At 70.3% G+C, this 20,462-nt stretch carries 10 protein-coding genes; 5 read left to right on the top strand and 5 right to left on the bottom strand.

Annotated features, from left to right (window positions below):
• Positions 1 to 46: 46 nt before the first annotated feature.
• On the bottom strand, positions 47 to 1,075 hold the full coding sequence (gene dusA / locus NON22_RS04010; RefSeq protein WP_257385623.1) for a tRNA dihydrouridine(20/20a) synthase DusA: 1,029 nt from the start codon (positions 1,073 to 1,075) through the stop codon (positions 47 to 49).
• Between the two features lie 228 nt (positions 1,076 to 1,303).
• On the opposite strand from dusA, the gene NON22_RS04015 reads away from it, so the two are divergent.
• Positions 1,304 to 2,188, top strand: coding sequence for a helix-turn-helix transcriptional regulator (locus tag NON22_RS04015; protein WP_257385624.1), 885 nt, complete (start codon positions 1,304 to 1,306; stop codon positions 2,186 to 2,188).
• Positions 2,189 to 2,592: 404 nt separating this feature from the next.
• Positions 2,593 to 7,401, top strand: a complete 4,809-nt coding sequence (locus tag NON22_RS04020; RefSeq protein WP_257385625.1) for a Kelch repeat-containing protein — start codon at positions 2,593 to 2,595, stop codon at positions 7,399 to 7,401.
• A gap of 160 nt (positions 7,402 to 7,561) precedes the next feature.
• Here the strand turns inward: NON22_RS04020 and NON22_RS04025 are convergent, their stop codons facing one another.
• Positions 7,562 to 9,178 carry an alpha-glucosidase gene (locus NON22_RS04025; RefSeq protein ID WP_257385626.1) on the bottom strand — a complete coding sequence of 539 codons (1,617 nt, stop codon included), beginning with the start codon at positions 9,176 to 9,178 and terminating at the stop codon, positions 7,562 to 7,564.
• A gap of 201 nt (positions 9,179 to 9,379) precedes the next feature.
• Positions 9,380 to 11,950, bottom strand: coding sequence for an alpha-amylase family glycosyl hydrolase (locus tag NON22_RS04030; protein WP_257385627.1), 2,571 nt, complete (start codon positions 11,948 to 11,950; stop codon positions 9,380 to 9,382).
• A gap of 302 nt (positions 11,951 to 12,252) precedes the next feature.
• On the opposite strand from NON22_RS04030, the gene NON22_RS04035 reads away from it, so the two are divergent.
• The 3 genes from NON22_RS04035 to NON22_RS04045 all read left to right on the top strand — a co-directional run bounded on the left by NON22_RS04035 (position 12,253) and on the right by NON22_RS04045 (position 18,338).
• On the top strand, positions 12,253 to 15,045 hold the full coding sequence (locus NON22_RS04035; RefSeq protein ID WP_257385628.1) for a TonB-dependent receptor: 2,793 nt from the start codon (positions 12,253 to 12,255) through the stop codon (positions 15,043 to 15,045).
• A gap of 90 nt (positions 15,046 to 15,135) precedes the next feature.
• A complete protein-coding gene (locus NON22_RS04040) occupies positions 15,136 to 16,620 on the top strand; it encodes an MFS transporter (protein ID WP_257385630.1) in 1,485 nt (494 codons plus the stop codon).
• Positions 16,617 to 18,338, top strand: coding sequence for an alpha-amylase family glycosyl hydrolase (locus NON22_RS04045; protein WP_257385631.1), 1,722 nt, complete (start codon positions 16,617 to 16,619; stop codon positions 18,336 to 18,338). Before NON22_RS04040 ends, NON22_RS04045 begins: the two co-directional genes overlap by 4 nt.
• Here NON22_RS04045 and NON22_RS04050 read toward each other — a convergent pair.
• Both NON22_RS04050 and glk read right to left on the bottom strand, forming a co-directional pair.
• Positions 18,307 to 19,338 carry a LacI family DNA-binding transcriptional regulator gene (locus tag NON22_RS04050; protein WP_257385632.1) on the bottom strand — a complete coding sequence of 344 codons (1,032 nt, stop codon included), beginning with the start codon at positions 19,336 to 19,338 and terminating at the stop codon, positions 18,307 to 18,309. The two genes, NON22_RS04045 and NON22_RS04050, sit on opposite strands and share 32 nt — an antisense overlap.
• Positions 19,339 to 19,475: 137 nt before the next feature.
• Positions 19,476 to 20,459, bottom strand: a complete 984-nt coding sequence (gene glk, locus NON22_RS04055) for a glucokinase (RefSeq protein WP_257385633.1) — start codon at positions 20,457 to 20,459, stop codon at positions 19,476 to 19,478.
• Positions 20,460 to 20,462 lie beyond the last annotated feature (3 nt).

A 20,462-nucleotide genomic window follows, 5' to 3' on the forward strand; every position in this document is an offset into this window, starting at 1 on the left:
GAGCGCCGTCGCCGCGGCGATCAGCGCGAGAACGGCGAACGCGCGCTCAGGCCGCGGCTGCGGGCGCATGGCGTTGTTCCAGCGCCGCGCGGATCACCTCGACGCCCGCGTCGTTGCGGTGCGCGCGCTCGCTGAGCACGCGCCGGAAACCGCGCGCGCCGGGCAGACCCTGATACAGCCCGAGCAGGTGCCGCGTGATGTGCTTGAGCGCCGTGCCCGCGGCGAGCTCGGCCTCGATGTACGGCAGCAGGCGTTCGATGACCGCGTCGCGTTCGGGCAGCGGTTCGCCGTACAGGCGGTGCTCGACGCGCGCGAGCACGTAGGGATCGTGATACGCCGCGCGCCCGAGCATCACGCCGTCGACATGGCGCAGATGCTCCTCGACCGCCTCCTCGCTCGTGATGCCGCCGTTGATGACGATGCACAGCTGCGGGAAATCCTGCTTCAGCTGGTAGACGCGCCGGTAGTTCAGCGGCGGAACCTCGCGGTTCTCCTTCGGCGACAGGCCCTTCAGCCATGCCTTGCGCGCATGCACGATCAACGTTTCCACGCCGGCGCCGACCATGCGCTCGGTGAACTGCTGCAGGTCGTGATAGTCGTCCTGCTCGTCGACGCCGATGCGGCATTTGACCGTGACCGGAATCGCCACGGCCGCGCGCATCGCCACGACGCAGTCGGCCACGAGCGCGGGCTCGCGCATCAGGCAGGCGCCGAAGCGGCCCGACTGCACGCGGTCCGACGGGCAGCCGACGTTGAGGTTGATCTCGACATAGCCGGCTGCTTCGCCGAGCCGCGCCGCGGCCGCTAGCTCGGCCGGATCCGATCCGCCGAGCTGCAGCGCGACCGGCTGCTCGAACGCGCTGTGCCGCAACAGCCGCGCCGGATCGCCGTGCGCGAGCGCCGCCGACGTGACCATCTCCGTATACAGCCGTGCATGCGGCGACAGCAGCCGGTGGAAATACCGGCAATGCCGGTCTGTCCAGTCCATCATCGGCGCGACGGACAGGCGCCAGGGGGCGCCGGAGCGCGTGGGCTCGGCATCCGGCGGCGATGCGCGGTCGGGTTGATCGGTCATACGAAAGCGGCGGGCAGTGTCGGCGGATAGTACCCCACGGCAGGCGCGGCGTCGGCGGCTGCCGCGGAATCTGCCGGCTTTCAGGAAGGTGCCGCGGTCCGCCGGCGCGCGCCGCGGCCCGCGGCATCCGCACGCTTCGCGCGTGTCGCGACATCCTTCGTCGCAATGGCGAGCCCGCCGCTGCGGCGAGTGGCGTATCGCCGCGCACGCAGGCTAGCCTTCCGGCCCATGACCGCCCGACCGAAACCGTCGCCTGCCCTTGCCGTCGATGCGGCCACGTTCGCGTTGTGGGACAGGCTCGCGGCCTTTCCGGTCGGCGAAACCGACGCGCAGCTGCAGTGCCTGTTGGAGTGGCTGACGCAGTGTGTGAACGCGGACAACGCGATCTGGATCGGTGCGGTGCGCGTGTTGCGCGGCGCGCGTGCGAAGGACGATCCGTTTCTCGGCTGGCGCCTGCGCGGGCGCGTCACCTTGCGCGAGGAGCCGTCGGCGTATCGCGAACAGCACCAGCGCTACTACGCGACGGATCACTATGGGCGGCTGACGCGCGGCTACTACGAACGCTCGCATCGCGACGAGGTGCGCCTCGTGCACGCGGGGATGACCGGAACCGCGTCGCTGGCCGGGGCGGGAAGGTTTCGCGCGCACTGCCTGCGCGATCCGGACTTTCTCGACTTCGCCGCGTTCAAGCGCACGGACCACTACCGGCTCTACTACCGCATTCCGGGCATCGTCGATCGCATGACCGTCGGGTTTCCGGTCAACGGCGATGCGGAATCGTTCTTCCTGATCGACCGCTACCGCACGCGCGTGGACGGCGGACGCGGCCGTCCGTTCTCGCTGCGCGACGTCGCGATCGCCGCCGGCGCGCTGCGCGGCGTGCGCAGCCTGCATCGGCAGCTGCTGATGAGCCGCGGCCTGCTCGGCGGCGACAAGCTCCTGAGTCCGGTCGAGCGCCACATCCTGTTCGGCCTGCTGCGCGGCGACACCGAGCGCGAGATCGCCGCCAGCCTCGGCCAGAAACCCGCGACGGTGCACAAGTACGTCGGCGATCTGCATACGCGCTTCGGCGTGTGCGGCCGCGCCGAACTCATGGCGTTGTGGTTCGGCTGAGGAATCCTGCCGTCCTTCTCTCCGGGAATCTCGAAATACCGTCGTTCCGACTTTCTTGAGTCGACGAGTCCGGCGCAGGTCCGGACTCGTCTGCGCCGGTCGGGCGCGTACGCGCTCGATCGCGAGCGGCATGCTCCCGTGCCGCGGATGCCTCGACGTTTCTCGAGCTGCCCTCTGTTTGGCGGGTATTTCGTCGAGACGCGATTTGTGAGGATCGGCGTGATCGCGAATTCCTGACAGGGGGATCCCGATGGCGTGCCTGCGCGGTCGTGCGGCCATCCGGCTCGCTCGCGACCAGGCTACGTTCGCCACGGCTGCGGGATGGATGCGCGGAAGCGTCTCTGCGGCAGCGGCGCTCGTGACGTGGCCCTGCAGATGTTCGACGGAAAAAACGGGGGGACCGTATGAATCGACCGATCTTTGGCCGTGCCGCCGCGACGGCACACGTGCTGGCGGCGCGCGCACGCGCGCAGGCCGTCGCCTTCGTGCTGCTGGTGCTCGCACTGGTTGCGGCGCCGGCGGCGGCCGTCACCAATGCCTGGGCGCCCGCGGGCGGCCTGAACACGGCGCGTTACGGCCACACGGCAACCTTGCTGTCTTCCGGCAAAGTGCTGGTGGTGGGCGGGGCCGGCGGCGCCGGCATCCTCGCCAGCGCCGAACTGTACGATCCGGCAACGAACGCCTGGAGCGCGGCGGGCAGCATGGCGGCGGCGCGCACGGACCACACGGCGACCTTGCTCCCTTCGGGCAAGGTGCTCGTGACGGGCGGGCGCAATGGTTCCACCCGCTACGCCAGCGCCGAGCTGTACGACCCGGCAACGAACGCATGGGCTGCGGCCGGCGACATGCCGGTATCGCGCTACGCCCACACCGCGACCTTGTTGCCGTCGGGCAAGGTGCTGGTGGTCGGCGGATACAACGGCACCGACCGCGCCAACGCCGATCTGTACGACCCGGCAGCGAATGCCTGGAGCGCCGCGAGTGCGCTGACCAACGCGCGCTACGCCCACACGGCCACGCTGTTGTCGTCGGGCAAGGTGCTGGTAGCGGGCGGGAGAGCCGGCGGCGGCCCTCTGTCGGCCAGCGCCGAGGTGTACGACCCCGGGACGAACCTGTGGAGCCCGGCCGGCACGCCGATCGCGCGCTCCAGCCACACGGCGACCTTGCTGCCCTCGGGTCATGTGCTGGTGGCGGGAGGAATGCAGTCCGGCGCTTTCGGCAGCACCCAGCTGTATGACCCGGCGACGAACGCGTGGATCGCGACCAGCCCGCTGGCCATCGCGCGGTACAGCCACTCGGCAGCGCTGTTGCCTTCCGGCAAGGTGCTGGTGGCCGGCGGCATCGATGTCGGCAGCGGCGCTCTCGGCAGTGCCGAAGTGTTCGACCCGGCCACGAACGCGTGGAGCACGGTGGGCGCGCTGGCCGCGTTGCGCGAGTATCACACGATGACCTTGCTGCCCTCGGGCCAGGTGCTGGCGGCGGGCGGCTATGACGGCAGTTCCCGGCTCGCCAGCGCCGAACTCTACGACCCGGCGGCAGGCGCGTGGAGCGCGGCCGGCGCACTGGTCGCGGGGCGTGCCGGGCATACGGCGACGCCGCTGCCCTCGGGCAAGGTGCTGGTGGCGGGCGGCGACAGCGGCAGCGGCTATCTCACCGGCGCGGAGTCGTACGATCCGTCGACGAACACGTGGAGCGTGGCCGGCAGTCTGGCCGTGGCGCGCTATCGCCACACGGCGACCTTGCTGCTCTCGGGCAAGGTGCTGGTGGCGGGCGGCTCCAGCAGCAGCGGCGATGTCGAGCTGTACGACCCGGCGACGAACGCCTGGAGTGTCGCCGGCACGCTGGCTGCGCCGCGCACCGGCCACACGGCGACCTTGTTGGCGTCAGGCAAGGTGCTGGTGGCGGGCGGCGGCAACTATCTCGCCAGCGCCGAGCTGTACGACCCGGTGACGGGCACGTGGAGCCCGGTCGCTCCGATGGCGACGGGAAGGATCAACCACACGGCAACCTTGCTGACCTCGGGCAAGGTACTGGTGGCCGGCGGCGACAGCAGCGGCGGCTTTCTGACCAGCGCCGAGTTGTACGACCCGTCGACGAACACGTGGAGCGCGGCCGGCACGCTGGCGGCGGCACGCATGCGGCACACCGCCACATTGCTGCCCTCCGGCAAGGTGCTGGTGGCGGGTGGAACGGGCGGCAGCGGTATCCTGGCGACGGCCGAACGGTACGATCCGGCCGCGAACACCTGGAGCGCGGCCGGCACGCTGGCGGCAAAGCGCTATATGCACACCGCAACCTTGCTGCCTTCGGGCCGGGTGCTGGTGGTGGCCGGTAACGGCAGCGGCGTCACGCTCGCCAGCGCCGAGTCGTACGACCCGGCGGCCAATGCCTGGAGCGCGGCCGGCAATCTGGCCGAGACGCGCTACTGGGCCGCGGCGACGCTGCTGATGTCGGGCCAGGTGCTCGTGACGGGCGGAGCAACCAACACGGGGCCCGTTCGCAGCAATACCGAGCTTTACGACCCTGGCCTCGCCCCGGTCAATGCGTTGCAGCCGGGCTTGAACGCGGTCGGCGCCTCCCTCGCGGAGAATCACTTTCTCAGCGCGAGCAGTACCGGCAGCACGACCGCCGCCAACGCCGCGACGGCGACGGGCTTCATGCCGTGGCGCGAAGGCAGCGGCGGCGCGTCGAACAGTTCCGCCAGCAACGCGCCGGTGTTCCAGGTGCAGCGCATCGACAACGGCCAGATGCGCTTCGTGCCGAGCTGGGACCTCGTTGCAACGAGCGATACCAGCTTCATGGGCGTGTTCCCGCGCTTCCCTGCAGGCCCGGTAGTGGTGCGCGCATGGGTGAACGGTGTTCCGAGCGCGGCGCGCTATTCGACGGTGGAGCTGGCGCCGGGCCGGCCGGCCGCACCCACTGCCGTGGGCGGCACTCTGCGGGCGACGGTGAATTTCACATCGGTAGCGGACAGCGGCACGTCGCCGGTCACGAGCTACACCGCGATCGCCTGGCCCGGCGGCGCTTCCGCGAGTTGCACCGCGCCGTGCACGAGCACCGTGTTCTCTTCGCTCGACCCGGGCAGCTACACGTTCTACGTCTACGCCAGCAACGCGGTCGGGGCCGGTCTCGAATCGCCGGCGAGCAACACCGTCGACGTGACTCGGGCGACGCCCGTGATTCAATGGTCGCCGGCGAGCTGGATCACCTACGGCACGCCGCTGGATGCCGCGCAACTGAGCGCCTCGGCGACGGTCGACGACGGCGCCGTTCCCGGCACGTTCGCCTTCACGCCGGCCGTCGGCGCCGTGCTGCCAGCCGGCGACGGCCAGACCTTGTCGCTGACCTTCACGCCGGACGACACCGTCCGCTACGCGAGCGTGACGACGACCCGACCGATCGACGTGAAACCCGCACCGCTGCACGTGACCGGCACGACCGTGCAGAACAAGACCTATGACGGCACCACGGCGGCGACGCTCGCCGGCGGCACGCTCGTCGGCGTGCTGGCGGCGGACCTGGGCACGGTGACGTTGACGCAAGCCGGCACCTTCGCCCAGGCCGACGTCGGCACGGGCATCGCGGTGACGGCCAACCATACGATCGGCGGCAGCGCGGCCGGCAACTACACGCTGACCCAGCCGACCGGCCTGAGCGCCGACATCACCCCTGCCACGCTGACCTACACGGCGACGCCGGCGACGATGCCCTATGGCACCACGCCGGCCGGCCTGGTCGGCACGGTGAGCGGCTTCGTCCCCGGCGAGTCGCAGGCCACGGCCACCACCGGCACATTGGGCTTCACGACGACGGCGACTGCGGCGAGCGCGCCGGGCCAGTATCCGGTCACCGGCGGCGGCCTCGACGCGAACGACGGCAACTACATTTTCGTGCAGGCGGCGGGCAATCTCGTCGCGCTGACCATCGAGCGCGCCGCGCAGGCGGCGCTGGACCTCGTCGCGACGCCGGACGTGCTGATTCCCGGCATGACCAGCCAGCTCGCCGCCAGCGGCGGTTCCGGCAGCGGCGCCGTCGGCTATGCCGTGGACAGCGGTCCTTGCAGCATCGCCGGCAGCGTCGCCACGGCGACCGGCGCGGGCGCCTGCGTCGTGCGTGCGACCAAGGCGGGCGACGCGAACTACGACGCAGCGACCGCGACCGCGACGATCGCCGTGCAGGCCGCCGCGCCGCTGCAGGCGCAGGCGCAATCGGTGAGCGCGGTGCTCGACACGGCCCGGACGATCCAGCTCGCCGGCAGCGACGGCAACATCGGCGGTCCGTATGCACTGACCTATGCGATCGCCGCGGCGCCCGCGCACGGCACGATCAAAGGTCTGAATGCCTCGACGGGCGTGCTGACGTATACGCCGGCCGCCGACTATATCGGCCCCGACGATTTCACGTTCACTGTCGCATCAGTCAACGGCGTTTCGCCGGCGGCGACGGTGACGATCGCCGTGACCGCGCCGCCGCTCGCGCTGCTGATCGGCGACGGCCGCGACTACGCGCGCTACGGGCAAGTCGTCGACTACGTGGCGACCTTGACCAATGCGGGCAGCACGGCGGCGGCGATGCCGGTGACGTTCACGTTGTCGGGCGGTTTCGATCGCGACAGCCTGCGCATCGACTGTTTCGTTCCCGGCGGCGATGCCCAGTGCAGCCAGGACGCGAACGATCCCCTGAAGTTCACCGTCACCGTGCAGCCGGGACGCACCTTGACTTGGCTGGCCGGCGTACGCGTGCGCGCGGATGCCGCGGACGACGACGTGACGTTCGGCGTCACGAGTGCGGCCGGCGCTCTCGCCGACACGAACACGCTGGTCGTGTTCCGCGACGGTTTCGACGCGACGGGCGGCGACGGCGCATCGGCACCCGTCGTCGACGGCGCGCCGGCGACGGCGGTACTCGACGGCGACGGCCTGACCGACGTCGTCGTGCCGGCCTCCGTCGGCGCGGCGACGACACCGCTGCTGATCGTCCGCGCCGCATCGCGTGAAGTGCGCATCGAAAGCCGCAGCGTCGCCGGCGTCGTGCTCGTGCGCCTGTTCGCGCGCGGCGCCGACGGTCGCGAGCGCATCAGCGCCTGGAGCGCGGTGCGGCCCGGCGCCACGCTGACCTTGGGCAGCGTCGCGGCGGGCGCATCCGCCGGCAATGCCGCGCCGTCGCGCGTGCTGGTCTTGAGCGGTGGCGAATCGGCGATCGTTTTGCCGTGAAGCGCGGTGACAGCGATTGCGGTGCCGGCTGCTGCGGCCTGTACGTTCGGCACGGCGGTGCGGTCTGCCGTACTCACACCGCGCCTGAGGCCTGCGGGTCTCGTATCTGCTGCGCCCGACGACTCCCGCTGCGCCGCGACGGCGCAGCGGCGAAGTCTTGTCACTCCGCCGCGACGAACAGCACGCCGTACGGCGGCAGCTCCACGGACTGCGCCGCCAACGCGCCACCGACGAGCCCATGGCCGTCGAGTACGCGGGCGCTGGCGGGCAGGTCGTGCGCAAGCGTGCGCGGCGTGTCGGCGAGGTTGAACCAGGCGTACAAGGTCTGGCCTTCGTGCACGCGCGCGAACGCGAGCACGTTGCCGTCGGCGGCGATGTCGCGCACCTCGCCCCAACGCAAGGCCGGTTGCGTGCGGCGCCAGCGCAGGAAGCGGCGGAAGCGCTGCAGCGGCGAGCCGGCGTCGTGTTCCTGCGTCGCCACGCTGCGCGCGCGGTGCGCGTCGGGCAGCGGCAGCCACGGCGTGCCACCGGTGAAGCCGCCCTGCGCGCTGCCGTCCCAGGGCATCGGCGTGCGGCAGCCGTCGCGGCCCTTGAAGTTCGGCCAGAACTCGATGCCGTAAGGATCCTGCAGCAGTTCGTACGGCACGTCGGCTTCGCTGAGGCCGAGTTCCTCGCCCTGGTAGATGCAGACCGACCCGCGCAGCGAACACGTCATCGCCGACAGGGTGCTCGCCGCGTACGCCGGAGCGGCTTCCGCGCGCCAGCGCGACACCACGCGCGCGACGTCGTGGTTGGAGATGGCCCAGCACGGCCAGCCTTCGCGCATCTGCGCTTCGAGCGCCGCGACGGTGTCGCGGATGTGGCGCGCCGAGGAATCCTCGGTCAGCAGCTCGAAGCTGTAGCCCATGTGCAGGCGGCCGTCGCCGGTGTAGTCGGCCATCGTCGCGAGCGAGTCCTCCGACGAGATCTCGCCGAGTGCGACCACGCCGGGATAGCGGTCGAGCAGCGCGCGCAACTCGCTCAGGAACGCGAGGTTTTCCGGCTGCGTGTTGTTGTGCCAGTGGTACTGGAACGCATACGGATTGTCCGGGCTGAAGCCGCGGCCGGTGCGCAGCTCCGGCGGCTTGGGCGGGTTGTCGCGCAGCAGCACGTCGTGGAAGCAGAAGTTGATCGCGTCCAGACGCAGGCCGTCCACGCCGCGCTCGAGCCAGAACCTCACGTTGTCCAGGGTCGCCGCGCGCACGTCCGGGTTGTGGAAATTCAGGTCGGGCTGCGAGGCGAGGAAGTTGTGCAGGAAATACTGGCCGCGGCGCGGTTCCCACTGCCACGCCACGCCGCCGAACAGCGACAGCCAGTTGTTCGGCGGCGTGCCGTCGGGTTTCGCATCGGCCCAGACGTACCAGTCGGCTTTCGGATTGTCGCGGCTCGCGCGGCTTTCCTTGAACCAGTCGTGCTCGATCGAGGTGTGGCTCAGCACCTGGTCGATCATCACCTTGAGGCCGAGGCGGTGCGCCTTGTCGATCAGGCGGTCGAAATCGGCGAGCGTGCCGAACAGCGGATCGACCGCACGGTAGTCGGCGATGTCGTAGCCGAAATCCGCCATGGGTGATTTGAAAAACGGCGAGATCCAGATCGCATCGACGCCGAGCGCGGCGACGTAGTCGAGGCGCTCGATGATGCCGGGCAGGTCGCCTACGCCGTCGCCGTCGCTGTCCTGGAAGCTGCGCGGATAGATCTGGTAGATGACGGCTCCGCGCCACCACGCTTGTGGATTCATGCCTGTGCCCCGAGACCTTTTCCCCGCGCCCGCCGCGTGGCGCGCACTGTCATGCAGCGAACGACGACGAAGCTTACCTGCGCCTCGCCGCGGCATGTACGACTGCAAACGTATTCATCGGCGACACGGAAATTGCCGCAACACCGCTGTGCCGATCGGCCGTCCCGTGCGTCCGTCGCGCGCATCGAGAGTCCCTGCGAGTCAGCGCCAGCGCGGCAGTTGCAGCACCGCGCTGTCGTCCATCACTCGCGGCGCATCGGCGGCGGCGCCGCCGAAGCCGAAGCTCGCCGCGTCCGGCGCGAGCGGCCGGTAGCCGCCGTCGTAGTCCCAGGTCGCGAGGTACAGCCTGGCGCCCGACAGCGAAGCGCCGAACAGGTTCGCCGGAATCGTCAGGCTCAGCGTGTGGCGCGCGCGATCGGCCTGCACGGCGGGCGATGACGATAGCGGCGTGCCTTCGCGCATCGCATCCGCGTCGTCGCTGCCGAACCAGGCGCCGCTCCAGCCGTTCACGCGCAGGCGGTAATGCCAGCGCATACCGTCGGGCAGCTCGGCGAACTGCAGCGGCATGACGCGCTCGCCGTCCGTGCGACCGGCGAGCTGCACGAACACGGTGAGCGCGAGATGATCGAAGCCGTTGGGCGGGTTCCACGCGGCGAGCAGATCGCCCATGGTCGCTTCGATACGCAAGGCTTCGCCCGCGCGCGCGACGCGAACGCGGCGCAGGTCGAGCGGATGCACGCCGCGCCAGCTCGCATCGGTGGGATAGCGGTAACGGCCGTCCGGGCCGTGGTCGTCGCCGGCGGCGTCGTCGATGTCGAGCACGGTCTCCCAGGCCCGTGCGATACGGAACGTGCGGGCAGCCGAGACCGAGCCGTTCTCCGCATCCCAGGCCAGCACGCGATGGTTCCCCTCGGCGAGGTGCGCGGTGTCGACCTGCGCGCGCCACGTGCCGTCGCGTGCCGGCGTCACTCGTGTCGCGTGGGCGAGGTCGCCGTCGACGACGAGCGCGAACGGCGTGCCGCTCCGCGCGATGCCGTGCAAGGCGAGCGCATCGCCGGCGGCGTCGCCGCCGGGCGGCGCGATCTCGGGCGGCGGTGCCGCGTGCGACGGACTCGCCGCGCTGCCGTCCACGCGCCAGACGTTGCCCGCGCGTGCGGGCAGAGCCAACGTGATGCGGCCGTCGGCGCCGACGACGAGATCCGGCGGCACGCCGTGGATGCCGAACACGCCGCGCAGCCGCGTGCCGGCCGGCAGGCCCGTGTCGATCGCATCGAGCAGGCTGCTCGCGTCGGCGGTGTTCATCGCGATCACGGCGTGCTCGTCGCCGTCGTCCATGCGATATGCGATGCCGCCCGCGCCGGCGGCGTTCTCGAAGACTACCGTCGGAAGGCCGCGCCAGAGCACGGCGTTGCCGCGGCGCAGCGCGATGACGTCGCGCAGATACCGGTACAGCGGCGCGTTCGTGTCGAAGTGGCCGCGCCCGCCGGAATCCACGCCGCGCGCGAACATCGCCGCGCGCTGCACCGTGAAACCCTGTTCGGTGCCGTAGTAGACGACCGGAATTCCCGGCAGGGTGAACAGCATCAGCAAGGACTGCCGGAGCCCGGCCTCGCTGCCGCCGGCGAGGAAGCGGTCCACGTCGTGGTTGTCGATGAAGCGCGGCTGCAGGTGCGGGTCGCCGCGGCGCTGCGCAAGGCTGCGGATGCGCCAGCCGAGTTCCGCCGTCGCACGCCCGCGCGCGAACGCGTCGAGCGCGCTCGCGTACAGCGGAAAATCCAGCATGCCCGGCAGCAGCGGTCCGTCGGCGTCGCCGACGTAGCCGTCGATGCGGCGCGCCTGCGTATCCTCGAACGGCCGGTCGAGACCGAAGCCTTCGCCGAACACGTGGAAGCGTTCGCGCCCGGTCTCCGCGGCGACGCGCAGCACGCCGGGCGCGGCGCGTTCGTCGGCGTAGAGAAAGTCGCGGAAGAAATCCGGCGGCACGTAGAACGCGGTATCGATGCGAAACGCGTCCACGCCGACTTCGCGGATCCAGTCGCCGTAGCTCTTGCGCAATGCCGTTCGCACGCGCGGGTTTTCCGTGTTCAGGTCGTCGAGGCCGGCGAGCTGGAAGTCGCGCACCTGCGTTGCGTCGTCGAAGTCGGCGATCTCGGGTGTCCAGTGGTAGGCGCCGAGGCGGCGGTCGCGCGCGCGGCGCGCATCGTTGCGCGAGAACGGCCACTGTGTCGGCCGCGCGGTCGGCCGGGATCCCGCGTTCGGCGCATAGCCGCGTTCCGGATGTGCAATGTCCCAGGCGCCGTCGTACTGGAAATAGTCGCCGACGTGGTTCACGACGATGTCCTGCACGAGATACATGCCGCGCGCGTGCAGCTGCGTGGCGAGCGCACGGTAGTCGGCCAGGGTGCCGAAATGCGCGTCGACCTTGCGGAAGTCCTGGCCCCAGTAGCCGTGATAGCCGCCGTAATGCACGCGCGCGTTCCACCACTGGTGCGCGACGGGCGGCGTGATCCACAGCGCCGTCGCGCCGAGTTCGCGGAGGTAGTCGAGGCGGCGCGTCAGTCCGCACAGGTCGCCGCCGCTGTATTTCGCCGGGTCGGCCGGATCGAATTCGCCGGCGCCCTGGTCGCTGTTGGACACATCGCCGTCGTCGAAGCGATCGATCACGGCGAAGTAGACGACCTGCGCGCGCCAGTCGGGCGAGGGCACGTGCCGCAGCGCACGCCCGGCGTCCGCGCGCTCGCCGCACGCGGCGAGCGCCGGCGAACCGCTCATGGCGCACAGCAGCAACAGGCCTGCTGCGGCAAGCCGAGCGAACCAACGATTTCCCAGCAGCCGGGCGCCAGACAGCATCGCTCCACCTCCATCACGCAGCGCAACATGAAACGGCCGGAACCTGCCGCGCGTCCGGCGCGATCATGCCCGCGCACGGCGTACGGCATCGGCGGCGCCGGACGCGCGAGCGCATGAATACGTTTGCAGGAAACCGTTCGCGCTTTTCCCCGCCGCTACCATCCTCCCCGCAGCGCAGGCCGCACGACGGCGCGCAACTACCAGCTTCATTTGGGGGGAGGCCCATGATGAATTTCAAACGCAATCTGCTCAGCAAGGCGCTCGCTTCGGCGATCGTGATGGCCGCCGGCGCCGCGTACGCGCAGTCTTCCCTGGCTGCCGACGCCGACGAGGCGCCGCAGGACGCCAAGGCCGCCGCCGCGAAGAAAAAGAAGGCCGAGGAGACGCAGAAGCTCGAAACGGTCAACGTCACCGGCATCCGCCACGGTATCGAGAGCGCGATCGAGGCCAAGCAGTCCTCGACGTCCATCGTCGAGGCCGTGTCGGCCGAAGACATCGGCAAGCTGCCCGACATCAGCATCGCCGAGTCCATCGCGCGCCTGCCGGGTCTTGCGGCGCAGCGCGTGGCCGGCCGCGCGCAGGTCATCAGCGTGCGCGGTCTCTCGCCCGACTTCGCGACCACCCTGCTCAACGGCCGCGAGCTCGTGAGCACTGGCGACAACCGCAGCGTGGAGTTCGACCAATACCCGTCGGAGCTCATGAGCGGCGTGACCGTGTTCAAGACGCCCGACGCCGGCCTCATCGGCCAGGGCCTGTCGGGCACGCTCGACATGCACACGGTGCGGCCGCTGAACTACGCCGACAGCGTGAGCGTGGTCGGCGTCCGCGGCCAGCACAACTCGCTGGGCTCGGCGGCGAACGTCGACGCGAACGGCAACCGCATCAACGCGAGCTTCATCGGCCAGTCCGCAGCCCGCAACGTCGGCATCGCGATCGGCTTCTCCCACGCGGACACGCCGATCCAGGAAAACCAGGTCGGCCTGTACGAACCGTGGAAGCAGGTCGGCGACGACTGGCGCCCCGGCGTGCCCGCCGGCACGTACTACTCCGACGGCATCAAGGCCCTGCGCCGTACCGGCAACGTGAAGCGCGACGGCGCGATGGCGACCCTGGAAGTGCGGCCGTCCGACAGCTGGTCCAGCACGCTCGACCTGTTCTATTCCAGGTCCAAGCAGGAAGACACGGCGAACCAGTTCGAGGTGAACCTCGGCGACTACAACGGCGGCTACGGCCGCATCGATCTGACCGACGTGCAGATCAACGGCAACGGCACGTTCGTCGGCGGCGTGGCGAACAACGTCTATCCGCTCGTGCGCGGCATGTACAACAAGCGCGAGGACAAGATCAGCGCGGTCGGCTGGAAGAACGAATGGAACGTCGGCCAGGCCAGCCTGGTCGCCGACATCAGCTGGTCCAAGGCCAAGCGCGACGAGATCAATCTCGAGAACAACACCCAGCTCGCGCCGGCGCCGCAGCTCGACTCGGTCGCGCTCGACTTCTCGCACGGCGACTTCTCGCAGCTCGTGCCGAACCGCGACTACTCCGATCCGGGCCAGCTGTTCCTGCGCAACACCATCTACGGCTCGGGCTACGGCAAGACGCCGAAGGTGGAAGACGAGCTCAAGGGCTTCAAGTTCGGTGCGACCCTGCCGGCGCCGGAGGCGGTCAGCCGCGTGTTCTCGGACTTCGAACTCGGCGTCAACTACGCCGACCGCGAGAAGGTGAAGCACCAGCCCGAAGGCAACATCAACGTCGGCGCGCAGGGCGACACCACGATCGGCGACGACCTGCAGTACGGCCTCGTCGATCTCGGCTTCGCCGGCGTCGGCTTCATTCCGTCGTGGAACGTGCCGGGCGCGGTGTCGCGCTACATGACGTTCGCGCCGACCGAGGATGCGTCGTACCTCGTGGCCAAGGCCTGGACCGTGGACGAAAAGATCACGACCGGCTATGCGAAGGCCAACATCGACGGCGCCTGGGGCTCGGTGCCGGTGCGCGGCAACGTCGGCTTTCAGATCCAGCGCACCGACCAGTCGTCCAATGCCAACTACTGGGACGGCACGCGGCCGGCCGGCCAGAACGTGCGTCCGTTCGAGGACGGCAAGAAGTACGACGACGTGCTGCCGAGCCTGAACCTCGCGTTCTCGCTCGCCGAGGACCAGACCCTGCGCCTCGCGCTGGCCCGGCAGGTGGCGCGCGCGCGCGTCGACCAGCTGCGCGCCTCGCTCGATTTCGGCATCGATTCGGCGACCGGCAAGCCCGGCGCGAGCGGCGGCAATCCGACGCTCGATCCGTGGCGCGCGAACGCGTTCGATATTTCGTGGGAAAAATACTTCGGCACGAAGGCCTATGTCGCCGCGGCGTTCTTCTACAAGGATCTGCGCAGCTACATCTACACGCAGACCCGCGACGACCACGACTTCTCCGATCTCGTCGCCGACTACGTGCCGCCGCCGGGCGCGCCGCCGGCGCTGACGACCGGCACCTTCACCGCGCCGTTCAACGGCCAGGGCGGCACGCTCCGGGGCTTGGAACTGTCGGCCTCGCTGCCGCTGGACATGTTCGCCGGCGCGCTGGAAGGCTTCGGCGTCATTGCGAGCGCGAGCTTCAACGACAGCAGCATCAAGATCAAGGATCCGGAAAGCTCCAGCAGCGTCGGCGACGGCCCGATCAGCCTGCCGGGCCTGTCCAAGCGCGTCTACAACCTCACCGCCTACTACGAGAAGAACGGTTTCGAGGCGCGCGTGAGCCAGCGCCGGCGCTCGGACTTCATCGGCGAGATCGGCAACTTCGCCGGCAACCGCACCCTGCGCTACGTCGTCGGCGAGAACATCACCGACGCGCAGGTCAGCTACACCTTCGGCGAAGGTTCCGTCGCGAGCGGCCTGAGCCTGCTGCTGCAGGCGAACAATCTGACCAACTCGTCCTACCGCACCTACGCCGCCACCAAGGACCGGCCGCTCGAGAACATCGAATGGGGCCGCACCGTGCTGCTCGGCGCCGCCTACAAGTTCTGAAGCAGGTTCCCGTCGCGCTACGCTCCTGTCTGCCGGGAGCGCTCCGCCCCGCCGGCGTTCCGCCGGCGGGGCCTCGTTTTGGAGGGTCGCATGAAGCACAAGCCGCCGATGACGTTCTGGCAGATCTGGAACATGTGCTTCGGTTTCCTCGGCATCCAGTTCGGCTTCGCGCTGCAGAACGCGAACGTCAGCCGCATCTTCCAGACCCTCGGCGCGGCGATGGACCAGATTCCGGTGCTGTGGATCGCCGCGCCGCTGACCGGCCTCATCGTGCAGCCCATCGTCGGCCACTACTCCGATCGCACCTGGACCCGGCTCGGCCGCCGGCGTCCGTACTTCCTCTACGGCGCACTGCTGGCCGGCGCGGCGCTGCTGCTGATGCCGCTGTCGCCGGTCCTCTGGGTCGCCGCGGGCCTGCTGTGGATCCTCGACGCCTCGATCAACGTGTCGATGGAGCCGTTCCGCGCGTTCGTCGCGGACCAGCTGCCGCCGCAGCAACGCGCGCAGGGCTATTCGATGCAGAGCTTCTTCATCGGCGTCGGCGCCGTCGTGGCGAGCCTGCTGCCGTGGCTGCTGGCCAAGGCCGGCGTCGCGAACACGGCCGCGCCCGGCGCGATTCCGCCGACCGTGCAATACGCGTTCTACGCCGGCGCCGTCGTGCTCGTCGGCGCGATAGTCTGGACCGTGCTGCGCACGCGCGAGTATCCGCCGGAGGTGCTGGAATCCTTCGCCGACGCGCCGGCGCCGGTTGCGCACGCCGCGCCGCCGGCAGCGCGCGACGCCTTGCCGTGGCTGGTCGCCGGCGGCGGCCTCGCCGCGTGGGTCGCGCTCGGATCGCTCGCGAAGGAGCTGTACGTGCTCGCCGGCGGGCTGCTCGTCTACGGCGCGGCGCTCGTCGTGCTCGCGCGCTCGCGCACGGGCAACGCGTTCACGCAGATCATGGCCGACCTGCATGCCATGCCCGCGGCGATGCGCCGCCTCGCCGTCGTGCAATTCTTCTCCTGGTTCGCGCTGTTCGCGATGTGGATCTACACCACCGCGGCCGTGACCCAGGTGCACTTCGGCAGCAGCGACACCGCGAGCGCCGCATACAACGAGGGCGCGAACTGGGTCGGCCTGCTGTTCGCCGCGTACAACGGTTTCGCGGCGCTCGCGGCGATCGTGATCCCGTGGATGGTCGCGCGCATCGGCCTGCGCTGGTCGCACTTCGCCAATCTCTGGATCGGCGGCGCGGCGCTGCTGTCGTTCCTCGTGATCCGCGATCCCGACTGGCTGCTGGCCTCGATGGTCGGCGTCGGCTTCGCCTGGGCCTCGATCCTGTCGCTGCCGTACGCGCTGCTCAGCGACAGCCTGCCGGCGAAGAAGATGGGCGTGTACATGGGCATCTTCAATTTCTTCATCGTGATCCCGCAGCTGCTCGCCGCGAGCGTGCTCGGGCTGCTGCTCAAGACCTTCGCCGGCAATCAGCCGATCTGGGCGCTCGCGATCGGCGGCATCAGTTTCCTCGTCGCCGGTCTCGCGGTGTTGCGCGTGGCCGAGCCGCAGCCGGCCGCGGCGACGGAGGCCGTCGCATGAACATGCCGCACCGCCGCCTGCCGGTTCTGCTGCTCGCCGCCTCGGTCGCGGCCTGCACCCATGCGCCGGCGCGCGAGCCGCGCGCGCCGGCGGACGAGCTCTACGGCACCCTGGAGCCTTTCGCGAGCGAGGCGATCTATTTCGCGATGACCGATCGCTTCGTGAACGGCGACCCGTCGAACGACCAGCGCGACCAGGGCAAGGCGAAAGGGGCCGCGTTCTTCACGTTCGACCGGCCCACACCGGGCGCGCCGGCCGGCGAAAGCGACAACGTCGGCTACCTCGGCGGCGACTTCAAGGGCATCGTCGACAACGCCGGCTACATTCGCGACATGGGCTTTTCCGCGGTCTGGGTGACGCCGGTCGTCGACAACCCGGACGAAGCGTTCACGGGCGGCGACGCGGTGAAGTGGGGCGGCATGTTCACCGACCGCGGCAAGACCGGCTATCACGGCTACTGGGGCGTGAACTTTTACCGGCTCGACGAACACCTGCCGAGCGCGGGCCTGGACTTCGCCGGCTTCACCGCGGCGCTGAAACGCCACGGCCTCAAGACCGTGCTCGACATCGTCGGCAACCACGGCTCGCCGGCGTTCTCCATGCCGCAGCGGCAGCCGCAGTTCGGCCAGGTCTTCGACGCGGACGGAAAGCTGATCGCCGACCACCAGAATCTCCTGCCGGCCGAGCTCGATCCCGCGCACGAGCCGCTGCACGCGTTCTACAACCGCAGCGGCAACCTCGCGCAGCTGTCCGACTTCGACGAGAACAACCCGGCGGTGCTCGACTACCTGAGCGGCGCCTACCTGCAATGGATCGCGCAGGGCGCCGACGCGTTCCGCGTCGACACCATCGGCTGGATGCCGGACACGTTCTGGAAGGCCTTCGTCGCGCGCATCCGCGCCGCGCATCCGGGCTTCTTCCTGTTCGGCGAGGACTTCGAGTACGACGCCGCCAAGATCGCACACCACACCTGGCCCGGCGGCGGCGCCGTCAGCGTGCTGGATTTTCCGCTGCGCCAGCGCGTGGCCGACGTGTTCGGGACCAGGCAGGCCGGCTTCGAGACCATTCCGCCGGCGCTGTACCTGGAGAACGGCCCGTACGCGAATCCGTACGACCTCGTCACGTTCTACGACAACCACGACATGGCGCGGCTGGACGCGACCGACGCCGGCTTCATCGACGCGCACAACTGGCTGTTCACCGCGCGCGGCATCCCGGCGGTCTACTACGGTTCGGAGATCGGCTTCATGCGCGGCCGCGCCGAGCATGCCGGCAACCGCAACTACTTCGGGCAGGACAACGTCGAGGCGGCGAAATCCCATCCGATCCGCGCGCATCTCGCGCGCATCGCGCGCGTGCGCGCGGCCTCGCCGGCGCTGCAGCGCGGGCTGCAGGTGAATCTCGAATTTTCCGGCGCGCGCGCGGCCTTCCTGCGCGTGTACCAACACGCGGGCACGGCGCAGACCGCGCTCGTGCTGCTCAACAAGGGCGACGCGCCGGCGACGTTCGCGTTGAAGGATTCGCTGCAGGCCGGGACCTGGCGCAACGCGCTCGATGCGGCGGCCGCGCCGCTCGCGGTGACGCACGGCGCGGAACCGGCGCTGACCGTGCCGGCGCACGACGTCGCGGTGTGGCTGCTCGATGCGCCGCTGACCGACGCGGCGCTGCGTCAGCGTGCGCTCGCGCTCATGCGCGCGAGCCGCACGAACGGCGGATGACGAGCTGTGCCGGCAGCATCGCGCTGTCGGCCGGTTCGCCGCGCAGCTGCGCGAGCAGGCGCTCCACGAGCATCTCGCCGGCGCGCTTGGTGTCCTGCAGCACCGTCGTCAGCGGCGGCGCGGCGAAGCGCGCCATCGGAATGTCGTCGAAACCGACCACCGACACGTCGCCCGGAACGCGCAGGCCCGCGTCGTCGAGCGCGCGCATCGCGCCGATCGCGATGAGGTCGCTCGCGGCGAACAGCGCGTCGAACGCGACGCCGCGGTCGAGCAGCTCGCGCGCGGTGCGATAGCCGACCTCTTCGGTCGAATCCATCGCGTCCACCTGCAGCGCCGTGTCCGGCGCTATGCCGGCGGCGAGCAGCGCGTCGCGGTAGCCGAGCCAGCGGTCGCGGAATTCCGGGCAGTGCTCGGTCGCATTGCCGATGAACGCGATGCGGCGCCGGCCGAGATCGAGCAGGTGCGCCGCGGCGGCGTGGCCGCCCTGCACGTTGTCGCAGCCGACCGACACGCCGGGCTGGCCTTCCACCACCGCGCCCCAGCGCACGAAGTGCGTGCCCTGTTCGACGAGCTTCTGCAGCTTGTGCTGCGATACCACGTAGTCGCCGTAGCCGAGCAGGATCAGGCCGTCGGCCTTGTGCGCGTCCTGGTATTCGGCGTGCCAGTCCTCGCTGGCCTGCTGGAACGACACGAGCAGGTCGTAGCCCTGGCGCGCGCAGGTGCGCGTGATCGAGCCGAGCATGGACAGGAAGAACGGATTGATCAGCGAATCGTCCGAGGTCGGGTCCTCGAACAGCAGCAGCGCCAGGGTGGCCGTGTTCTGCCGGCGCAGCGCGGAAGCGTTCTTGTCGACCTTGTAGTTGAGCTGGCGCGCGATTTCCTGCACGCGGCGGCGCGTGTCGAGGCTCACGAGCGGACTGCCGCGCAGCGCGCGCGACACCGTGGCCTGCGAGACGCCGGCATGGTAGGCGATGTCGAACGAAGTGGATTTTGCTTTCATGTGCACGAGCTGCCGGGGCCGCGGCGCGAAGACGCCGCATCGCATCCGCCACGGCTCCTAGGGTCTTACGATGGGCGCCGCAAGGCATGACGCGGCGCAGCATGTCCCGCCCGTGGACGGCGCGAGTGCGCGGCGTTTCAGTCCTGCGTGCGCAGCGCGGCCGCCGCGCCGAGCAGGCCCGGCTGGGCGTGCGTCACGACGTGGATCGCGACGCCTTCGAGCAGCGCGGCCATGCGCCCCTTCGCGAGGAAGCGCTCGCGGAACGCGCTGGTGCGCAGGAACGGCACGAAGCGCGGCACGATGCCGCCGGCGATCATCACCGTGCGTGCGCCCTGGATCAGCGCGATGTCGCCGGCCACGCTGCCGAGCACGGCGCAGAACCGCGCGAGCGCGCGCCGCGCGGCGAGGTCGTGCCCGTCCAGCGCGGCCGCGACGATCTGCGCCGGATCGCGCAGCGGCGTGGACAGGTCGTCCAGGGTCGGCGAGCCGTCCTCCATCGTCGCGAGCGCCGCGTCGATGTGCGACAGGCCCGTGCCCGACAGCACGCGTTCGTTCGACGTGCGGCCGAAGCGCGCGTCGAGCCAGCGCGCGATCCGCTGCTCTTCGTCGCCCTGCGGCGCGAAGCTGACGTGCCCGCCTTCGGTCTCCACCACGTGCCAGCCGCGCTGCGTGTCACCGACGAGCTGCGCGACGCCGAGCCCGGTGCCGGGACCGAGCACGCTGACCGGCCCCGTCAGCGGCGCGGCCGGATCGCCGTGCAGGGTCTCGCGATCGGCCGGTGTCAGCGCCGGCATGGCCCGCGCGACGGCGCCGAAATCGTTGAGCACGTGCAGCCGGTCGAGGTGGAGGCTGCGCCGCAGTTCCTCGCGGCTGAACGACCAGGCGCGGTTGGTCAGGCGGATCGCGTCGCCGGCGACCGGGCAGGCGACCGCGATCGCCGCGCGCGCGGGCTGCGCGCCCACGTGCGCGAGATAGGTCTCGGCGGCGTGCTGCAGGCTTGCGAATTCCGCGCACGGCAGCGAGCGCTGCTGCGCCAGCGCGGTCGGCGCCGCCGGATCGACCAGCGCGAAGCGTGCGTTCGTGCCGCCGATGTCGGCGACGAGTTCCGGCCGTTGCGTCATGCG

It is taken from the genome of Tahibacter caeni (assembly GCF_024609805.1).
Lineage (GTDB): Bacteria > Pseudomonadota > Gammaproteobacteria > Xanthomonadales > Rhodanobacteraceae > Tahibacter > Tahibacter caeni.